The organism is Mesorhizobium sp. B2-4-19, assembly GCF_006441315.1.
Classification (GTDB): domain Bacteria; phylum Pseudomonadota; class Alphaproteobacteria; order Rhizobiales; family Rhizobiaceae; genus Mesorhizobium.
This window is the reverse complement of sequence record NZ_VFUV01000010.1, coordinates 68,816-83,417: the sequence shown is the minus strand read 5'-3', so window position 1 is coordinate 83,417 and position 14,602 is coordinate 68,816. Positions and strand designations below refer to the sequence as shown.

General features: G+C 64.7%; 15 protein-coding genes. 8 read left to right on the top strand and 7 right to left on the bottom strand.

Annotated elements, in window-relative coordinates; all coding sequences use genetic code 11:
* Window positions 1-4: 4 nt before the first annotated feature.
* The 3 genes from FJ546_RS18360 to FJ546_RS18350 all read right to left on the bottom strand — a co-directional run bounded on the left by FJ546_RS18360 (window position 5) and on the right by FJ546_RS18350 (window position 2,549).
* The gene (locus FJ546_RS18360; protein ID WP_140890623.1) at window positions 5-886 is read right to left on the bottom strand and encodes a YgcG family protein; all 882 of its coding nucleotides are present in this window, start codon (window positions 884-886) and stop codon (window positions 5-7) included.
* 13 nt (window positions 887-899) lie between these two features.
* A complete protein-coding gene (locus FJ546_RS18355; RefSeq protein WP_140890622.1) occupies window positions 900-1,733 on the bottom strand; it encodes a YgcG family protein in 834 nt (277 codons plus the stop codon).
* Window positions 1,734-1,910: 177 nt separating this feature from the next.
* Entirely contained in the window at window positions 1,911-2,549 is a 639-nt protein-coding gene (locus FJ546_RS18350; protein ID WP_140890621.1) for a LemA family protein, read from the bottom strand.
* Between the two features lie 162 nt (window positions 2,550-2,711).
* Between FJ546_RS18350 and FJ546_RS18345 the strand changes: the two genes are divergently transcribed.
* From FJ546_RS18345 to FJ546_RS18320, 6 genes are all read left to right on the top strand, one after another.
* A complete protein-coding gene (locus FJ546_RS18345) occupies window positions 2,712-2,963 on the top strand; it encodes a hypothetical protein (protein WP_140890620.1) in 252 nt (83 codons plus the stop codon).
* A gap of 13 nt (window positions 2,964-2,976) precedes the next feature.
* Window positions 2,977-3,861 carry a pyridoxal kinase PdxY gene (gene pdxY, locus FJ546_RS18340; RefSeq protein WP_140890619.1) on the top strand — a complete coding sequence of 295 codons (885 nt, stop codon included), beginning with the start codon at window positions 2,977-2,979 and terminating at the stop codon, window positions 3,859-3,861.
* Complete coding sequence (locus tag FJ546_RS18335) at window positions 3,858-4,628, top strand: DUF429 domain-containing protein (protein ID WP_140890618.1); 771 nt, start codon at window positions 3,858-3,860, stop codon at window positions 4,626-4,628. Before pdxY ends, FJ546_RS18335 begins: the two co-directional genes overlap by 4 nt.
* 147 nt (window positions 4,629-4,775) lie before the next feature.
* Window positions 4,776-5,420 (top strand): carbonic anhydrase, encoded by a 645-nt coding sequence (locus tag FJ546_RS18330; protein ID WP_140890617.1) that lies wholly within the window; start codon window positions 4,776-4,778, stop codon window positions 5,418-5,420.
* Complete coding sequence (locus FJ546_RS18325; RefSeq protein ID WP_140890616.1) at window positions 5,417-5,851, top strand: nuclear transport factor 2 family protein; 435 nt, start codon at window positions 5,417-5,419, stop codon at window positions 5,849-5,851. The genes FJ546_RS18330 and FJ546_RS18325 overlap by 4 nt, the downstream gene beginning before the upstream one ends.
* 92 nt (window positions 5,852-5,943) lie before the next feature.
* Entirely contained in the window at window positions 5,944-7,998 is a 2,055-nt protein-coding gene (locus tag FJ546_RS18320) for a M3 family metallopeptidase (protein ID WP_140890615.1), read from the top strand.
* On the opposite strand, the gene FJ546_RS18315 is transcribed toward FJ546_RS18320, so the two are convergent.
* The 4 genes from FJ546_RS18315 to FJ546_RS18300 all read right to left on the bottom strand — a co-directional run bounded on the left by FJ546_RS18315 (window position 7,999) and on the right by FJ546_RS18300 (window position 12,548).
* On the bottom strand, window positions 7,999-9,504 hold the full coding sequence (locus FJ546_RS18315) for a M81 family metallopeptidase (RefSeq protein WP_140890614.1): 1,506 nt from the start codon (window positions 9,502-9,504) through the stop codon (window positions 7,999-8,001). It lies immediately after the preceding gene.
* Between the two features lie 23 nt (window positions 9,505-9,527).
* Window positions 9,528-10,352 carry a carbohydrate ABC transporter permease gene (locus FJ546_RS18310; RefSeq protein ID WP_140890613.1) on the bottom strand — a complete coding sequence of 275 codons (825 nt, stop codon included), beginning with the start codon at window positions 10,350-10,352 and terminating at the stop codon, window positions 9,528-9,530.
* Window positions 10,349-11,218 (bottom strand): sugar ABC transporter permease, encoded by an 870-nt coding sequence (locus tag FJ546_RS18305; RefSeq protein WP_010912213.1) that lies wholly within the window; start codon window positions 11,216-11,218, stop codon window positions 10,349-10,351. The genes FJ546_RS18310 and FJ546_RS18305 overlap by 4 nt, the downstream gene beginning before the upstream one ends.
* Window positions 11,219-11,315: 97 nt before the next feature.
* The gene (locus FJ546_RS18300) at window positions 11,316-12,548 is read right to left on the bottom strand and encodes a sugar ABC transporter substrate-binding protein (RefSeq protein WP_140890612.1); all 1,233 of its coding nucleotides are present in this window, start codon (window positions 12,546-12,548) and stop codon (window positions 11,316-11,318) included.
* Between the two features lie 181 nt (window positions 12,549-12,729).
* On the opposite strand from FJ546_RS18300, the gene FJ546_RS18295 reads away from it, so the two are divergent.
* Together FJ546_RS18295 and ugpC are read left to right on the top strand one after the other, a co-directional pair.
* Window positions 12,730-13,500 (top strand): SDR family oxidoreductase, encoded by a 771-nt coding sequence (locus FJ546_RS18295; RefSeq protein ID WP_095788873.1) that lies wholly within the window; start codon window positions 12,730-12,732, stop codon window positions 13,498-13,500.
* A 2-nt stretch (window positions 13,501-13,502) separates the two neighbouring features.
* Window positions 13,503-14,570: a sn-glycerol-3-phosphate ABC transporter ATP-binding protein UgpC gene (gene ugpC / locus FJ546_RS18290; RefSeq protein WP_140890611.1), complete on the top strand. Its 1,068-nt coding sequence runs from the start codon at window positions 13,503-13,505 to the stop codon at window positions 14,568-14,570.
* Window positions 14,571-14,602 lie beyond the last annotated feature (32 nt).

Below are 14,602 nucleotides of genomic sequence, written 5' to 3'. Positions count from 1 at the left end.
TGTCTCACCAGCTTCCTGAAGAACCGCCACCACCGGACGAGCCGCCGCCGCCCGAGAACCCGCCGCCGCTGCTCGACCCGGACGACCAGCCGCTGGAGCTGCCCGACGACCAGCCGCCGCCCGACGAACCGGTCGTCCAGCCGCTCCCGCCCGAGGATCCACTTGGCCCCTTGCCGTAACGAAACGTCTTGCCCAGCCATCTATACACGCCCGGCGACAGCTTGGTGCCGAACATCGGAGGCAGGAACGCCATGGCCAGGCCGCCGAAGAACATCGTCGCCCACAGGACCAGGAACACCGCGACGATCGGATCGATGGGGGTGCTGCTGTCGGCGGGATTGCGCTTGCTGCGCGCTTCCAGCTCCTCCGGATGGCCTTCCAGCACCATGACCATGTCGTCGACGGCTTTCCTGATGCCGCCGGAGAAATCGCCGGCGCGGAACGCCGGCACCATGTCGTTTTCGATGATCAGCTTGGTGTGCAGGTCGGTCAGCGTGCCTTCCAGCCCATAGCCGACCTCGATGCGCATCTTGTGGTCGTTCTTGGCGACCAGCAAAAGCACGCCGTTGTTCTCCTTGGCCTGGCCAAGCTTCCAGAAGCGGAACAGCCGGTTGGCGTAGGGCTCGATCTCCTCGCCGTCGAGGCTGGGGATGGTGGCGACGACGATCTGGTCGGAGCCCTTTGTCTCGAAATCGGCGAGCTTCTGCGTCAGCGCCGCTTTTGTGCCGGCATCGATGATGCCGGCATTGTCGACGACGCGGCCGGTCAGCGCTGGCAATTCGGCGGCGAAGACCGCGAAGCAGGACAAAAGCAGCGCCAGAACGGCCAGGACAACGTGGATCGTCGGGTTGAAACGGCCGGGCCTCGGCAGGCGGCGTGTCGTCATGCCGTCACCAGCTTCACGAGGAGCCGCCGCCGCCGGACGAACCGCCGCCGCCGGAAAAGCCACCGCCGCCCGAAGACCAGCCGCCGCCGGAACTGCCGGAGGACCAGCCGCCACTTGAGGAGCGCCGGCCTGGCTCGAAGGTCATGCCGAGCCAGCGATAGCGTCCTGGCCCGAGCTTCTGGCCGAAGATCGGCGGCAGGATGGAGGCGGCGATGCTGCCGAAGAAGATGATCGCCCAGATGCTGATGAAAATGGCGAAGAACAGGTCGTCGGAATTGAACGGCGCCTGCTGGTTGTTGCGCTTGCCGCGCGCTTCCAGTTCCTCCGGATGGCCTTCCAGCACCATGACCATGTCGTCGACGGCTTTCCTGATGCCGCCGGAGAAATCGCCGGCGCGGAACGCCGGCACCATGTCGTTTTCGATGATCAGCCTGGTGTGCAGGTCGGTCAGCGTGCCTTCCAGCCCGTAGCCGACCTCGATGCGCATCTTGTGGTCGTTCTTGGCGACCAGCAAAAGCACGCCGTTGTTCTCCTTGGCCTGGCCGAGCTTCCAGAAGCGGAACAGCCGGTTGGCGTAGGGCTCGATCTCCTCGCCGTCGAGGCTGGGGATCGTCGCCACGACGATCTGGTCGGAGCCCTTTGTCTCGAAATCGGCGAGCTTCTGCGTCAGCGCCGCTTTTGTGCCGGCATCGATGATGCCGGCATTGTCGACGACGCGGCCGGTCAGCGCCGGCAGGTCCGCGGCGCGGGCGGCCAGGGGGAGAAAAAGGAGGCTGGCAAGAAGGCCAAGAAGGGTGAGGTAAGCGCGAGGCCCCCTTCTCTGTCCTACCGGACATTTCCCCCTCAAGGGGGGAGATTGGCAGCTTCGTTGCCGGGTCTCACCTTGAGAGGCTGAGAATTGGCGAAAGCCTGGACCACGACTGATCTCCCCCCTTGAGGGGGAAATGTCCGGCAGGACAGAGGGGGGTGTTTGCACGCCAGCGGTCCGTCTTGTTGCAAAGAGACGCTCAGCCGATTTAGCGAATTATCCGCCCTGCTTCGTGCCGAAATCGACCTTCGGCGGCTGCATCTTGTCTTCGTCGACGGTGAAGTTGGCGAAGGGCTCGCTGCTGCGGAACCAGAAGGTCGCCCACAGCACTGACGGGAAGGTCTTCAGCGTCAGATTGTAGTCCCTGACCGCCTGGATGTAGTCGCGCCGTGCCACCGCGATGCGGTTCTCGGTGCCCTCGAGCTGGGCCTGCAGCGCCAGAAAATTCTGGTTGGCCTTGAGGTCGGGATAGGCCTCCGACACCGCGATCAGCCGCGACAGCGCGCTGGTCAGCCCGGCCTGGGCATCCTGGAACTTCTTGAGGGCTTCGGGGTCCTTCAGCGTTTCCGGCGTCACCGTGATCTGCGTGGCCTTGGCGCGCGCCTCGACCACCGCATCCAGCGTGTCCTTTTCATGCGAGGCATAGCCTTTGACCGTCTCGACCAGATTGGGGATGAGGTCGGCGCGGCGCTGATACTGGTTCAGCACCTCGCTCCAGGCCGCCCTGGCGTTTTCCTCCGCTGTCGGGATCGTGTTGTAGCCGCAGCCGGCCAGCAGCGGCAGCACGATTGCCATCATCAGGAAGGCGGGCAGCGTGCGGAATGGCGATGGTCGAGCAAGGCGCTGGGCGAGCATGATGGGTCCCTCGATAGAAGTTGCATGCGAAGCATTACCACAATCGGCGCGCAAGAAAACGGCATCGGCCTCCGGACCAGCGACGGCATCCATCGCCTTGCCGCAAGGCCCTGTGATTGGCCGCGCGAACGCGATAAGGTCCGGTCAAAACGGGATATCATCATGGCGCAACGCCAGGACAGCGACAGGGAATCGCGCCGCATCCTCGAGCGTGTCGCGCAGGAGACCGATCCGGCCGGTACCTCCTTCGTGGCGCGAACGACGAAAGGCGTGCGCGACCATGTCACCGCCGCCGATGCCGACCGTACCGACCCGATCGAGGTCTGGGGCACGCGCATTGGCAGGATACTCGGCCTGCTTCTGGCGCTGGGCCTGATGGTCTGGCTCGTGCTTTTCCTCATCCGGGGCAGCTAGGAATCAAAAAACAATGAGCGCCGAAAAACCCGACGCGCCGCGTGCGGTCATCGTCATTTCCAGCCATGTCGCCCGTGGCTCGGTCGGCAATCGTGCCGCCGTCTTTGCGCTGGAGACCCTGGGCTTTCCGGTCTGGGCGGTGCCGACGGTCATCCTGCCCTGGCATCCCGGCCATGGGCGGGCGACGCGCATCGTGCCGCCGCTCGACCAATTCAAGGCGCTGATGGCCGATCTCGAGCGCGCGCCATGGCTGGGCGAGGTCGGCGCGGTGCTGTCGGGCTATCTCGGCGAGGCCGGCCAGGCCGAGGCCGTCGCCTCGCTGGTCGCCGCCGTCAAGGCCAGGACGTCCGATGCCGTCTATATCTGCGATCCGGTGATGGGCGATTCCGGCGGCCTCTATGTGCCCGAGCCCACCGCCGCCGCCATGCGCGACCGGCTGATGCCGATCGCCGACATCGCCACCCCCAACCGCTACGAGCTGGAATGGATGGCCGGCGCGCCGCTGCCCGATCTGAAATCGGTGATCGCGGCAGCACTCCATGCCGGGCCGTCGACGATGCTGGTCACTTCGGCACAATCGATGATGACTGGCGGCACCGGCAATCTGCTGCTCGACGGCGCCCAGGCGCTGCTGGCCGAACATCGCCTGATCGACAAGCCGCCGAACGGCCTGGGTGATCTGACGGCGGCTGTCTATCTCGCCCGCATCCTCTCCGGCCAGCCGGCGATCAAGGCGCTGCAATCGACCACCGCGGCGGTCTACGAGATCCTGGCGCGCACGGCAAAGCGCGGCGGCGACGAGCTGCAGCTCGAAACCGACGCCCAGAGCCTGTCGCACCCGATGGCGATGGTGCAGCTGCGCCATCTCACGCATCCGGGGCGGGACCGCCGGGCGTGAATTCGGCCGGGGCCGTGTTGATCGGCGCTGACGGCTGCAGGGCCGGCTGGATCGCCGTGCGGCGCAACCCCGGTTCAACGCCCTCGGTTGAAATCTTCCCCAGTTTCGCGGCGCTGCTCGCGGCAACTCCCGACGATGCGATTGTCGCCGTCGACATGCCGATCGGCCTGCCCGAATTCTCCAGCAAGGGCGGCCGCGGACCGGAGGCGCTGGTCAGGCCGCTGCTTGGCGCGCGCCAGTCCAGCGTCTTTTCGATCCCGTCCCGCGCGGCGCTCTATGCCGAGATCAGCGACTTCACCACAATCGAAGCCTGGTACGCCGCGCATCGCAGGGCAAGCGAGGTGGCAAGGGCCACATCCGATCCGCCGCGCGGCGTTTCCATCCAGGCCTTCGGCATCTTCTCGAAGATCCGCGAGATCGACGCCCTGCTGATCGCCCGGCCCGATCTGCGCGGCCGCGTCTTCGAATCGCATCCGGAAGTCGCCTTCAGCCGCCTGAATGGCGACCGGGCGATGCTGCTGCCGAAGAAGATCAAGGGCAGCATCAATCCGGCCGGCATGGCGGAGCGCAAGGCGCTGCTGAGCCGGCACGGCTATGCCATCGACTTTCTCGACCAGCCGCCGCCGCGTGGCGCGGCCGCCGACGATTTCCTCGATGCGGCGGTCATGATGCTGATCGCCGGCCGCATCGCCAGCGGCAGCGCGAGGCCATTTCCCAACCCGCCACTCGCTGACGGTTTTGGCATACCGGTCGCCCTCTGGGCATGACAATGTCGGCGGACGTCCCGCTTATGTGCATGGCGTTTATAACCAGCCCCAACAATTCTGCATTGCTCGCAACGGGCTTTTGCCGTTAGAGGCTTTCTCGACCGCAACGAGCTGCCGCCTCCAACCCCGGAAAGGCCTTAGCCGCCCATGCCTCATCTTCCCGATCACCTCCTCGCCGGCTATCGCAATTTCATGAATGGCCGCTACCTCACCGAGAGCGGCCGCTACCGCGAGCTCGCCAGCGAGGGGCAGGCCCCTGAGACGATGATCGTCGCCTGTTGCGACTCCCGCTCGGCCCCCGAGGCAATCTTCGACGCCGGGCCGGGCGAACTCTTCGTGCTGCGCAATGTCGGCAATCTGGTGCCGCCCTACGAGCCGGATGGCGAGTTTCACTCGACCTCGGCGGCGCTCGAATTCGCGGTGCAGAGCCTCAAGGTCAAGAACATCGTCGTCATGGGCCATGGCCGCTGCGGCGGCATCCGCGCCGCGCTCGACCCCAATGCCGCGCCGCTGTCTCCCGGCGATTTCATCGGCAAATGGATGAGCCTGATCGCGCCTGCCGCCGAAACGGTCTCCTCCAGCACCTTCATGACGGCGGTGGAGCGCCAGACAGCGCTTGAACGCATCTCGATCCGCTATTCCATCGCCAACCTCCGGACCTTTCCTTGTGTCTCGATCCTCGAGGGCAAGGGGCGGCTGTCGCTGCACGGGGCCTGGTTCGACATTTCTACCGGTGAGCTCTGGGTGATGAACAAGGAAACCGGCGATTTCGAGCGGCCGGTGCTGGAATGAACGGTAAGGCGCGCCCGGTGAGGAACCTCCGGTCGGCCGTCTTCACCGCCGCCGCCCTGCTGATAGCGATCATTGCCGCGCGCGCCGATGACGGCGCCATCATCAGCCGCTGGTATTCTGCGCTGCTGGTCGCCGACCGCACCGAACTCGCCGACCTGCTTGCCGACGACGTCCGCATCAAGCTCGATGATCTCGGCATCGTCCAGAGCAAGCAGGAATTCATCGCGGCGATCGGCGAATGGAAAGGCGCGGTTGTGGGCGCTGAGATCCGCCACCGCATCGAGAAGAGCGAGGGCGGCATCACCACGGTGATCGCCTGCTACGACTTCCCCGACAATGACATGCTGATGCAGGAAACCTTCGCGGTGGCCGGCAACCGCATCACCGCCAGCTCGCAGGCGGCCATCGCCGAAAACTGCGAAGCCTATTGAGGCGGATCGGCCACCTGCCATATTGCGGCCTCGTGGGCCGCGCCCTACATCGGTGACACTCCCTCCTCCTTGACGCCAGCGAAAGACCCTCCATGCCTTCCACGAAAGCCGTCGACCTCGCCGCCCATCCGCTGACCGCGTGGCAGGGGCCGCTCGGCCTGCCCGATTTCGCCCATATCGGCGACGGCGATTTTTCCCCGGTCTTCGACGCGGCGCTGAAGGCGCATGAGGCGGAGATCGATGCGATCGCCGGCAACAAGGATGCGCCGACCATCGAAAACACACTTGCCGCGCTGGAGCTCGGCGGCGAGGCTCTCGATCAGGTCTCGTCGATCTTCTGGTGCCGCGCCGGCGCCCACACCAACGAGACCATCCAGGCGCTGGAGCGCGACATCTCGCCGAAGATGTCCAGGCATTTTTCGGCGATTTCGATGAACGAGAAGCTGTTTGCCCGCATCGACGACCTCTACCAGCGCCGCGAAAGCCTCGGCCTCGACGCCGAGACGCTGCGGGTGCTGGAGAAAACCTGGAAAGGTTTTGTCCGCTCCGGCGCCAAGCTCGACGCCGAAGGCAAGAAGCGGCTTGCCAAGATCAATGAGGAGTTGTCGTCGCTCGGCACGGCTTTCGGCCAGAACGTGCTGGCCGACGAGCGCGACTGGGCGCTGTTCCTCGACGAGGCCGACCTTGCCGGCGTGCCGGATTTCCTGAGGAGCTCGATGGCCGAGGCCGCCGAGATGCGCGGCCAAAAGGGGCGCTACGCCGTCACTTTGTCGCGCTCGATCTATGAGCCGTTCACGACCTTCTCGGAACGCCGCGACCTGCGCGAGATCGCCTTCAAAGCCTTCACCATGCGCGGCCAGAATGGCGGCGCCAGCGACAACACCGAAGTGGTGCGCGACATGCTGAAACTGCGCGCCGAAAAGGCCGGGCTGCTCGGCTACGCCTCCTTCGCCGCGCTGAAGCTTGACGACACCATGGCCAAGACGCCGAAGGCGGTGCACGACCTGCTCGATCCCGTCTGGGAAAAGGCACTGGAAAAGGCGGCCGCCGACCAGAAGGAATTGGAGCGCCTGGCGGCGCAAGCCGGCAGCAACGAGAAATTCGCCGCCTGGGACTGGCGCTTCTACCAGGAGAAGCTGCGCGCGGAAAAATTCGCTTTCGACGAGGCGGAGCTGAAACCCTATCTGCAGCTCGACCGGGTGATCGACGCTTGCTTCGACGTCGCGACCAGACTTTTCGGCATCACCTTCGAGGAGAAGACGGGCATCACCGCCTGGCACCCGGATGCTCGCGTCTTCGTGGTGAAAAATGCCGATGGCAGCGAGCGTGCCTTGTTCCTCGCCGATTATTTCGCGCGGCCCTCGAAGCGTTCCGGCGCCTGGATGAGCGCGCTGAAGTCCGGCTATAGACTCGGCCGCGGCTCCAAGCCGGTTATCTACAACATCATGAACTTCGCCAAGCCGCCGGCCGGCGAGCCGGCCCTGCTCTCGGTCGACGAGGCGAAGACGCTGTTCCACGAATTCGGCCATGCGCTGCACGGCATGCTGACCGACGTCACCTGGCCGTCAGTTGCAGGCACTTCGGTCAGCCGCGATTTCGTCGAACTGCCCTCGCAGCTCTACGAGCACTGGCTGACGGTACCGGCGGTGCTTGAAAAGCACGCGCTGCACGTCAAGACCGGCAAGCCGATGCCGAAGGCGCTGCTCGACAAGATGCTGGCCACGCGCACCTTCGGCGCCGGCTTCGCCACGGTGGAATTCACGTCTTCCGCCTTGATGGACATGGCCTATCACGCCCGGCCCGATGCGCCGGCGGAACCGCTTCGTTTCGAAGCCGAAACGTTGGAAGAACTCAACATGCCCGGCACCATCGCGATGCGCCACCGCACCCCACATTTCGGCCATGTCTTCTCGAGCGACGGCTATTCGGCCGGCTACTATTCCTACATGTGGTCGGAAGTGCTGGACGCCGACGCCTTCGCTGCCTTCGAGGAGACCGGCGATCCCTTCAACCCGGCACTGGCCGAAAGGCTGCGCAAGAACATCTACGCCGCCGGCGGCTCGAAGGACCCCGAGGAACTTTACACGGCGTTTCGCGGCAAGATGCCTTCGCCGGAAGCGATGATGGTGAAGCGCGGATTGGTGTAATTAGCCGATCTCGCCCCTCGTGGGGGAGATTGGCAGCTTCCACGGATCCTTCACCCTCGGCCAGACCGGCCGCGTCAGCTTCCTGTAGTCCGTCACCGCCGGATTGCTGGGATACGAACTTGGCGCCGTGACGTAGATGATCTCCGCCGCGATCGGCGCGAAGCCGGCGTAGAAATGGTTGGTCGACTTGATCAGCAGCATATCCTTGCCCAGCGGATCGACGCCGATATTGGCAAAAATGTCCGGCTCGAAGGTCTGGGTTCGGTTGGTGTTGAGGATGATGTCGACCTCGGTGCCTTCGATGCGCACCAGCGCGGTTGGCCCGAGCGTCACCCGGCTCGGCCCGAAACTCTGCCAGCCCTCGGCAACGGCCTTCAGCACCTTGACGCGGGCGTCGATCGGCTCGCCAGCCTGCGGCCCGGCCTTGCCGCCGAAACGCAGGTCGATGACCGCGCCCTCGCCGGCCGCCAGGCAGAAGGTGACGGCGATCGGGTCCCAGATCGTCGCCACGCCGAATCTGTCGAGGCCACGCGCCAGCATCTGGCGCAGCACGAAGGTGCCGTCGCCGGGAACGCCGCCGCCGGGATTGTCCCAGATGTCGGCGATGACCACCGGCTTGCCGGGGTTCTCGGCACGCACCGCCAGCGCCCGGTCAATGCCGTCGGCGGTATCGAGCATCGTCATCGCCGTCTTTTCGCGCATGGCATAGAGTTCCCGTCCCAGCCGCTCCGCCAGCGCGTCGCCCCTGGCCTTGTCATTGTCGGTCACGACGAGGATGCGCGTGCCCATTTCCGGCACGTCGGCGGCCATGAAGCCGTGGATGACGGAAACCGACAGCACGCCGTCCTTGCCGTGCAGCGCCTTGATGCGGTCGACGAAGGAGCGCATCGGTTCGCGGCTGGTCGGCAGCACCTGGATCATCCGGCAGTCGAAGGTCGAAATGACCGGCTTGGTCTCGCCGCGCGCGGCGGCCAGTCCCAGCTCGACGACATGCTCGCCGCGTTCGTAGAAATCGGTATGCGGGAATTCGAGGAAATAGGCCATGATGTCGGACGCCGCCACGCGCTTGGGCGTAAGATGGCTGTGCGGATCGAACTCGCAGGCGATCACCACGTCAGGTCCGACAATCCCGCGCACACATTCCAGCAGGTCGCCTTCGCAATCGTCATAGCCTTGCGCCACCATGGCGCCGTGCAGGCCGAGAATGACCGCGTCGACCGGCAGCGCCGCCTTCAACTGATCGAGGATCTCGTCGCGCAGCGCCTCGAAGGTCTGCCGCTGCACCAGGCCGCCGGGCTCGGCCCAGGTCGCGGTGCCTTCGATCACGGTCAGCCCTTCCTTGGCCGCGCGCCGGCGCAAGGCGACGATCGGCGACGAGCACAGCGTCGGCGTCTCCGGATGCTTGCCCGGTCCGGCATAGAAGGCCATCTCGAACGAGGCCCGGTCCGTCGGCACCGGCGAAAAGGTGTTGGTTTCCGTCGCCAGCGAGGCGGTGAAGATGCGCATGTAAGCTCCGTGCAATGCAAATTCTATTTGACGGCCCCGAGCGCCAACCCGCGCACGAGGTAGCGCTGCAGCCAGATGAACAGGATCGCCACCGGCAATGTCGCCAGCAGTGTCGCCGCCATGACGTGATGCCACTCGATCGTGTAGCGGCCGGCGACGAGAGAAAAGACCTGGATCGGCAGCGTATAGCTTTCCTGGCTGCGCAGCATGGTCAGCGCCACGACGAACTCGTTCCAGGCGTTGATGAAGGTGAAGATGGCGGTGACCGCGATGGCCGGCAGGCAGAGCGGCAGGAACACTTTGCGCAGGGTCAGCCAGCGGCCTGCGCCTTCCATCCAGGCGGCCTCTTCGAGGTCGCGCGGAATGGTGTCGAAATAGCTCTGCAGCATCCAGACGGTGAAGGCGACGTTGAAGGCCATGTAGATGAAGCCGAGCGCCGTCGTCGATTCGACCAGCCCCCAGGCGGCCATCAGCCGGAACAGGCCGAGCACCAGCACGATCGGCGAAATCATCTGCGAGATCAGCAGGAACTGGCGGAAGGCGCCGTAGCCGGCAAAGCGAAAACGCGACATGGCATAGGCAGCGGGAACGGAGATGAGGATGGCGCCGACGGTGGCGATGAGCGAGACATAGAGCGAATTGGCCAGCGCCTGGCCGAAGCCGGTCGCCACCCACATGTCGGCAAAATTCGACCAGCGGAACTCGCTTGGCCACCAAGTCGGCGACAGCACCTCCTGCCGCGGCTTGACTGCGGTGAGCAACATCACCGCGAAGGGAAAGAGCGTCACCACGATCAGCGGCGCCAAAAGCAGCCAGGCGACGATGGTGCGTTTGAGTTTGCTGGTCATGCGCGCTGCTCCCGCATCGCCAACCGCACATAGATCATGGTGAAGACCAGCAATATGGCGAACATCACCAGCGACACCGCCGAGGCCTCGCCCAGTTTGCCGATGCGGAAGGCAAGCTTGTAGAGGTGGGTGACCAGGATGTCGGTCGAGTTGGCCGGCCCGCCCTGCGTCATCACCCAGATGATCGGGAAGGAGTTGAAGACGTAGATGGTGTTGAGCACGATGGCGATGTTGATGAAGGGCTTCAGCAGCGGAAAGGTGATCTCGCGGAACTGCTGCAGCGGCGTGGCGCCCTCGAGCGCCGCCGCCTCGTAGAGATCGTCCGGGATCGACGACAGGCCGCCGAGGAAGATCGTCGTGGTGAACGGCACCGTCACCAATATGCCGATCAGCACCTGCATCGGGAACGCCGTCTCGGCGCTGGCCAGCCACTGGATGTTGTGGTCGATCAGGCCAAGGCCAAGCAGCGCCGAATTCAGCATGCCGCTTTCGCCGCTGAGCGCCCAACGCCAGACCACCGCCGTCATTGTCAGCGACACCGCCCAGGGCAGCATGATGATGACGCGGGCAAGGCCACGGCCGTAGAAATCGGTGTTGAGGATCATCGCCACCGGCACCGACAGCAGCAGCGCGCCGCCGACCACCAGCACGGTCCACACACCGGTACGCCAGAGTGCCGCGACGAAGTCGGGATCGGCGGCAAGCGAGGCAAAATTGGCAAGGCCGCTGAACTCGCGCAATTGGCCGAAGCGGTTGACGTCATGCGTCGAGATCTGGATCAGGTCCCAGACCGGCCAGAAGATGACGACCGCCGCCAGGAACAGGCTGGGCAAGGTCAGGAGATAGGGCAGGAAACGATTTTGCATCGGCTGGCCTGGCTGGCGAATCCAAAATTCGCATCTGCAAGATGTGGCGCGCCCCGCCTGAGTCTGGGGCGCGCCACGGGGCGCAGGGAGATACGCCCTATTTCTTCAGCACGGCATTGGCCTTCGCCGCCGCGTCCTTCAGGCCGGCCTCGGGGTCGCCGCCGAGATAGATCTTCTGCATGGCGTCGGACGTGATCTGGGCGATCTCTTCCCAGCCCGGAATGACCGGCGCGAAGCGGGCGTCGGGCAGCAGTGCGGTGAAGGCGGCGAGATCGGCATTGTTGACGTAATAATCCATCTTGGCCTCTTCCTTGTTCACCGGCAGGAAGCCTTCGCCTTGCGTGAACTTGGCGCGCTGTTCCGTGGTGAACAGGAAGTCGAGCAGCTTCCAGGCCTCATCCTTGTTCTTGGAGTTCTTGAACATGATGATGGAATCGGTGACGCCATAGGTCCCGCGCGCCCCGGTCGGGCCGGCCGGAATGGCCGCCACGCCGTATTTCAGCTTCGGCGCCTCGTCCTTGATCTGGTTGGACAGGAAGGGTGCGGTGATCATCATGCCGACCTTGCCCTGCTTGAACAGGTTCTGCACGTCCTCGCGGTTGTTGGAGGTCACGCCTGGCTCGGTCAGCCCCTCATCGATCATCGACTTGTAGAGCTTGGCGGCTTCGAGCGCGCCCGGTGTGCCGAGGCCCGACGTGCCGTCCTTGTTGAGGATTTCGGTGCCCTGCGACCACATGGCGTAGTAGTAGTAGACGTCGGTCTCGATCTCCTTGCCCTGCAGGCCGAAACCGAAGGTGCCGGACCCCAGCGCCTTGATCTTGCGGGCATCGTCCTGCAGTTCGGTCCAGGTCGCCGGCGGCTTGGCTATGCCGGCCTTCTCGAACAGCTCCTTGTTGTAATAGAGCGCGCGGGCCGAAGCGGCGATCGGCAGGCCGTAGGTCTTGCCGCCCATGATCGAGGGCGACAGGAAGGTGTCGATGAAGCGGCCCTTGAAGTCGGGCGTGATGAAGCCGTCGAGCGGTTCGGCGACGTCCTGCTGGACGAAGTCGATCAGCCAGCGCGTGCCGATGATCGACAGGTCCGCATTGGTGCCGGCGGTGATGTCGGTGGTCAGCTTCTGCAACAGCACATCCCACGGCACGACCTCGAACTTGATGGTGATGCCCGGGTTCTTGGCCTCGAATTCCTTCTTGACCGCTTCGAAATACGGACCGGTCTTGGCGCTGTATTCGGCGACGGTGACGCGCACTTCACCCGCATTCGCCTGCGCCGCGAAGGCCAGCATGCTCATTCCGGCCATCAGGCCGACAGTCCATTTGGCAAGGCTCATCTGATCTCTCCCATTGTTCCGCGCATTTGCGTTCCTTGTACCGACGGCTGGCACAAGATTTATGTGACTTTCCTACATTATCGAGGAATTAGTGGGATGCAAGCGGATTATCATGTTGCTTAATTACATTCTTTTCAGTAGCCTGCCGGCATCTGCCTGACCTGCGGGAGGAGCAAGCGCCGTGGTTTCGAAAGCCGAATTCGAAGGCCGCTCTGTGGTCGTCACCGGTGCTGGCGGCGGCCTTGGCTCGGCGATCGTCGCATTGCTGGCCGGAAGGGGCGCACGGGTGGTCGGCTGCGACCAGTCGCAGGAGGCGCTGGCAAGCCCGCACCTTGCCTCGCGTCATGTCTTCAACCTTCTCGACCGGGCTTCGATCGAGGCAGGGATCGCCGCTGTGCTGGACAGAGACGGCGTGCCCGATATCCTGATCAACAATGCCGGCTGGACGCGCGCCGAGACGATTTCCGCGCTCGATGCCGACAGGATCGAGCACGAGCTCGACCTCAATCTGACCGGGGTGATGACTTTCGCCGACCCTATCGTCAAGGCGATGGCGGCGCGCGGGTCAGGCAGCGTCGTCTTCATCTCCTCCGTCAACGCCATCGCGCATTTCGGCAACCCGGCCTACGCCGCGGCCAAGGCCGGCATCAACGCCTATGCCAAATCGATCGCCGTTGAACTCGGCCGCAGCGGCGTGCGCGCCAATGTCGTCTGTCCCGGATCGATCCGCACCGCCGCCTGGGACCATCGCCTGGCCAAGGACCCGGAAATCCTGGGCAAGCTCAAGCGCCTCTACCCGCTCGGCCGCATCGTCGACGCCGCGGAAGTGGCTGAAGCCGTGGCTTTCCTTGCTTCGGACCGCGCATCGGGCGTAACAGGCGTGGTGATGCCCGTGGATGCCGGACTGACCGCCGGCTGCCTGCCGTTCATCGACGACATATTGGGAGCGTGACCATGACCGACGTCCTGTTTCGCAACCTGTCGAAATCCTTTGGCCAGCATAAGATCCTCGAAGACATCAACCTCGACATCAGGAGCGGCGAGTTCGTGGTGCTGGTCGGCCCGTCCGGCTGCGGCAAGTCGACCTTGCTGCGCATGCTGGCCGGCCTGGAGACGATCAGTTCCGGCGACCTCATGATCGGCGGCACGCGCGCCAACGATCTGCCGCCACAGCGGCGCAACATCGCCATGGTGTTCCAGTCCTATGCGCTGTTCCCGCATTTGAAGGCCTCCGACAATATCGGCTTCGGCCCGAAGATCCGTGGCGAGAACCGTGCCGCCATCGACGACAAGGTCAAGAAGGCCTCCGGGGTGCTCGACCTCTTCTCCTATCTCGACCGCTATCCCCGCCAGCTCTCGGGCGGCCAGCGTCAGCGTGTCGCCATGGGCCGCGCCATTGTGCGCGAACCGTCGGTGTTCCTGTTCGACGAGCCGCTCAGCAATCTCGACGCGCAGTTGCGCGTCCAGATGCGCACCGAGATCAAGGCGCTGCACCAGCGGCTGAAATCGACCATCGTCTATGTCACCCACGACCAGATCGAAGCCATGACCATGGCCGACCGCATCGTCGTGATGGACCGCGGCCGGATCCAGCAGGTCGGCGCCCCGCTCGAGCTCTATGACCGGCCGGCCAACAAGTTCGTCGCCGGCTTTCTTGGCTCCCCCTCGATGAGCTTTGTCTCCGGCGCCCTCAAGGCGACGCCCGAGAAAAGCTGGTTCGAATCGGCCGGTGGCGGACGGCTTGCACTTGCCGGCAAGGCGGCACCGGCTGGCAATGCGGTGGAGGCCGGCATCCGGCCCGAGCACTTCATCATCGGCGAGGCCGCCGACGCCATGGCGCTCAAGGTGGATGTCGTCGAGCCGACCGGCTCCGAGACCCATGTCTATGGCGCCATCGGCACTGATACGGTGCGCGCCGTGTTCCGCGACAGGGTGCCGGTCAAGCCGGGCGACCTGCTGCCGGTCTCGGTCGATCCCGGCAACATCCATCTGTTCGACAAGGCGACCGGCCTGCCGCTATAAGGCCTGCCCCGAGGGCAACGGCATGAAGACGA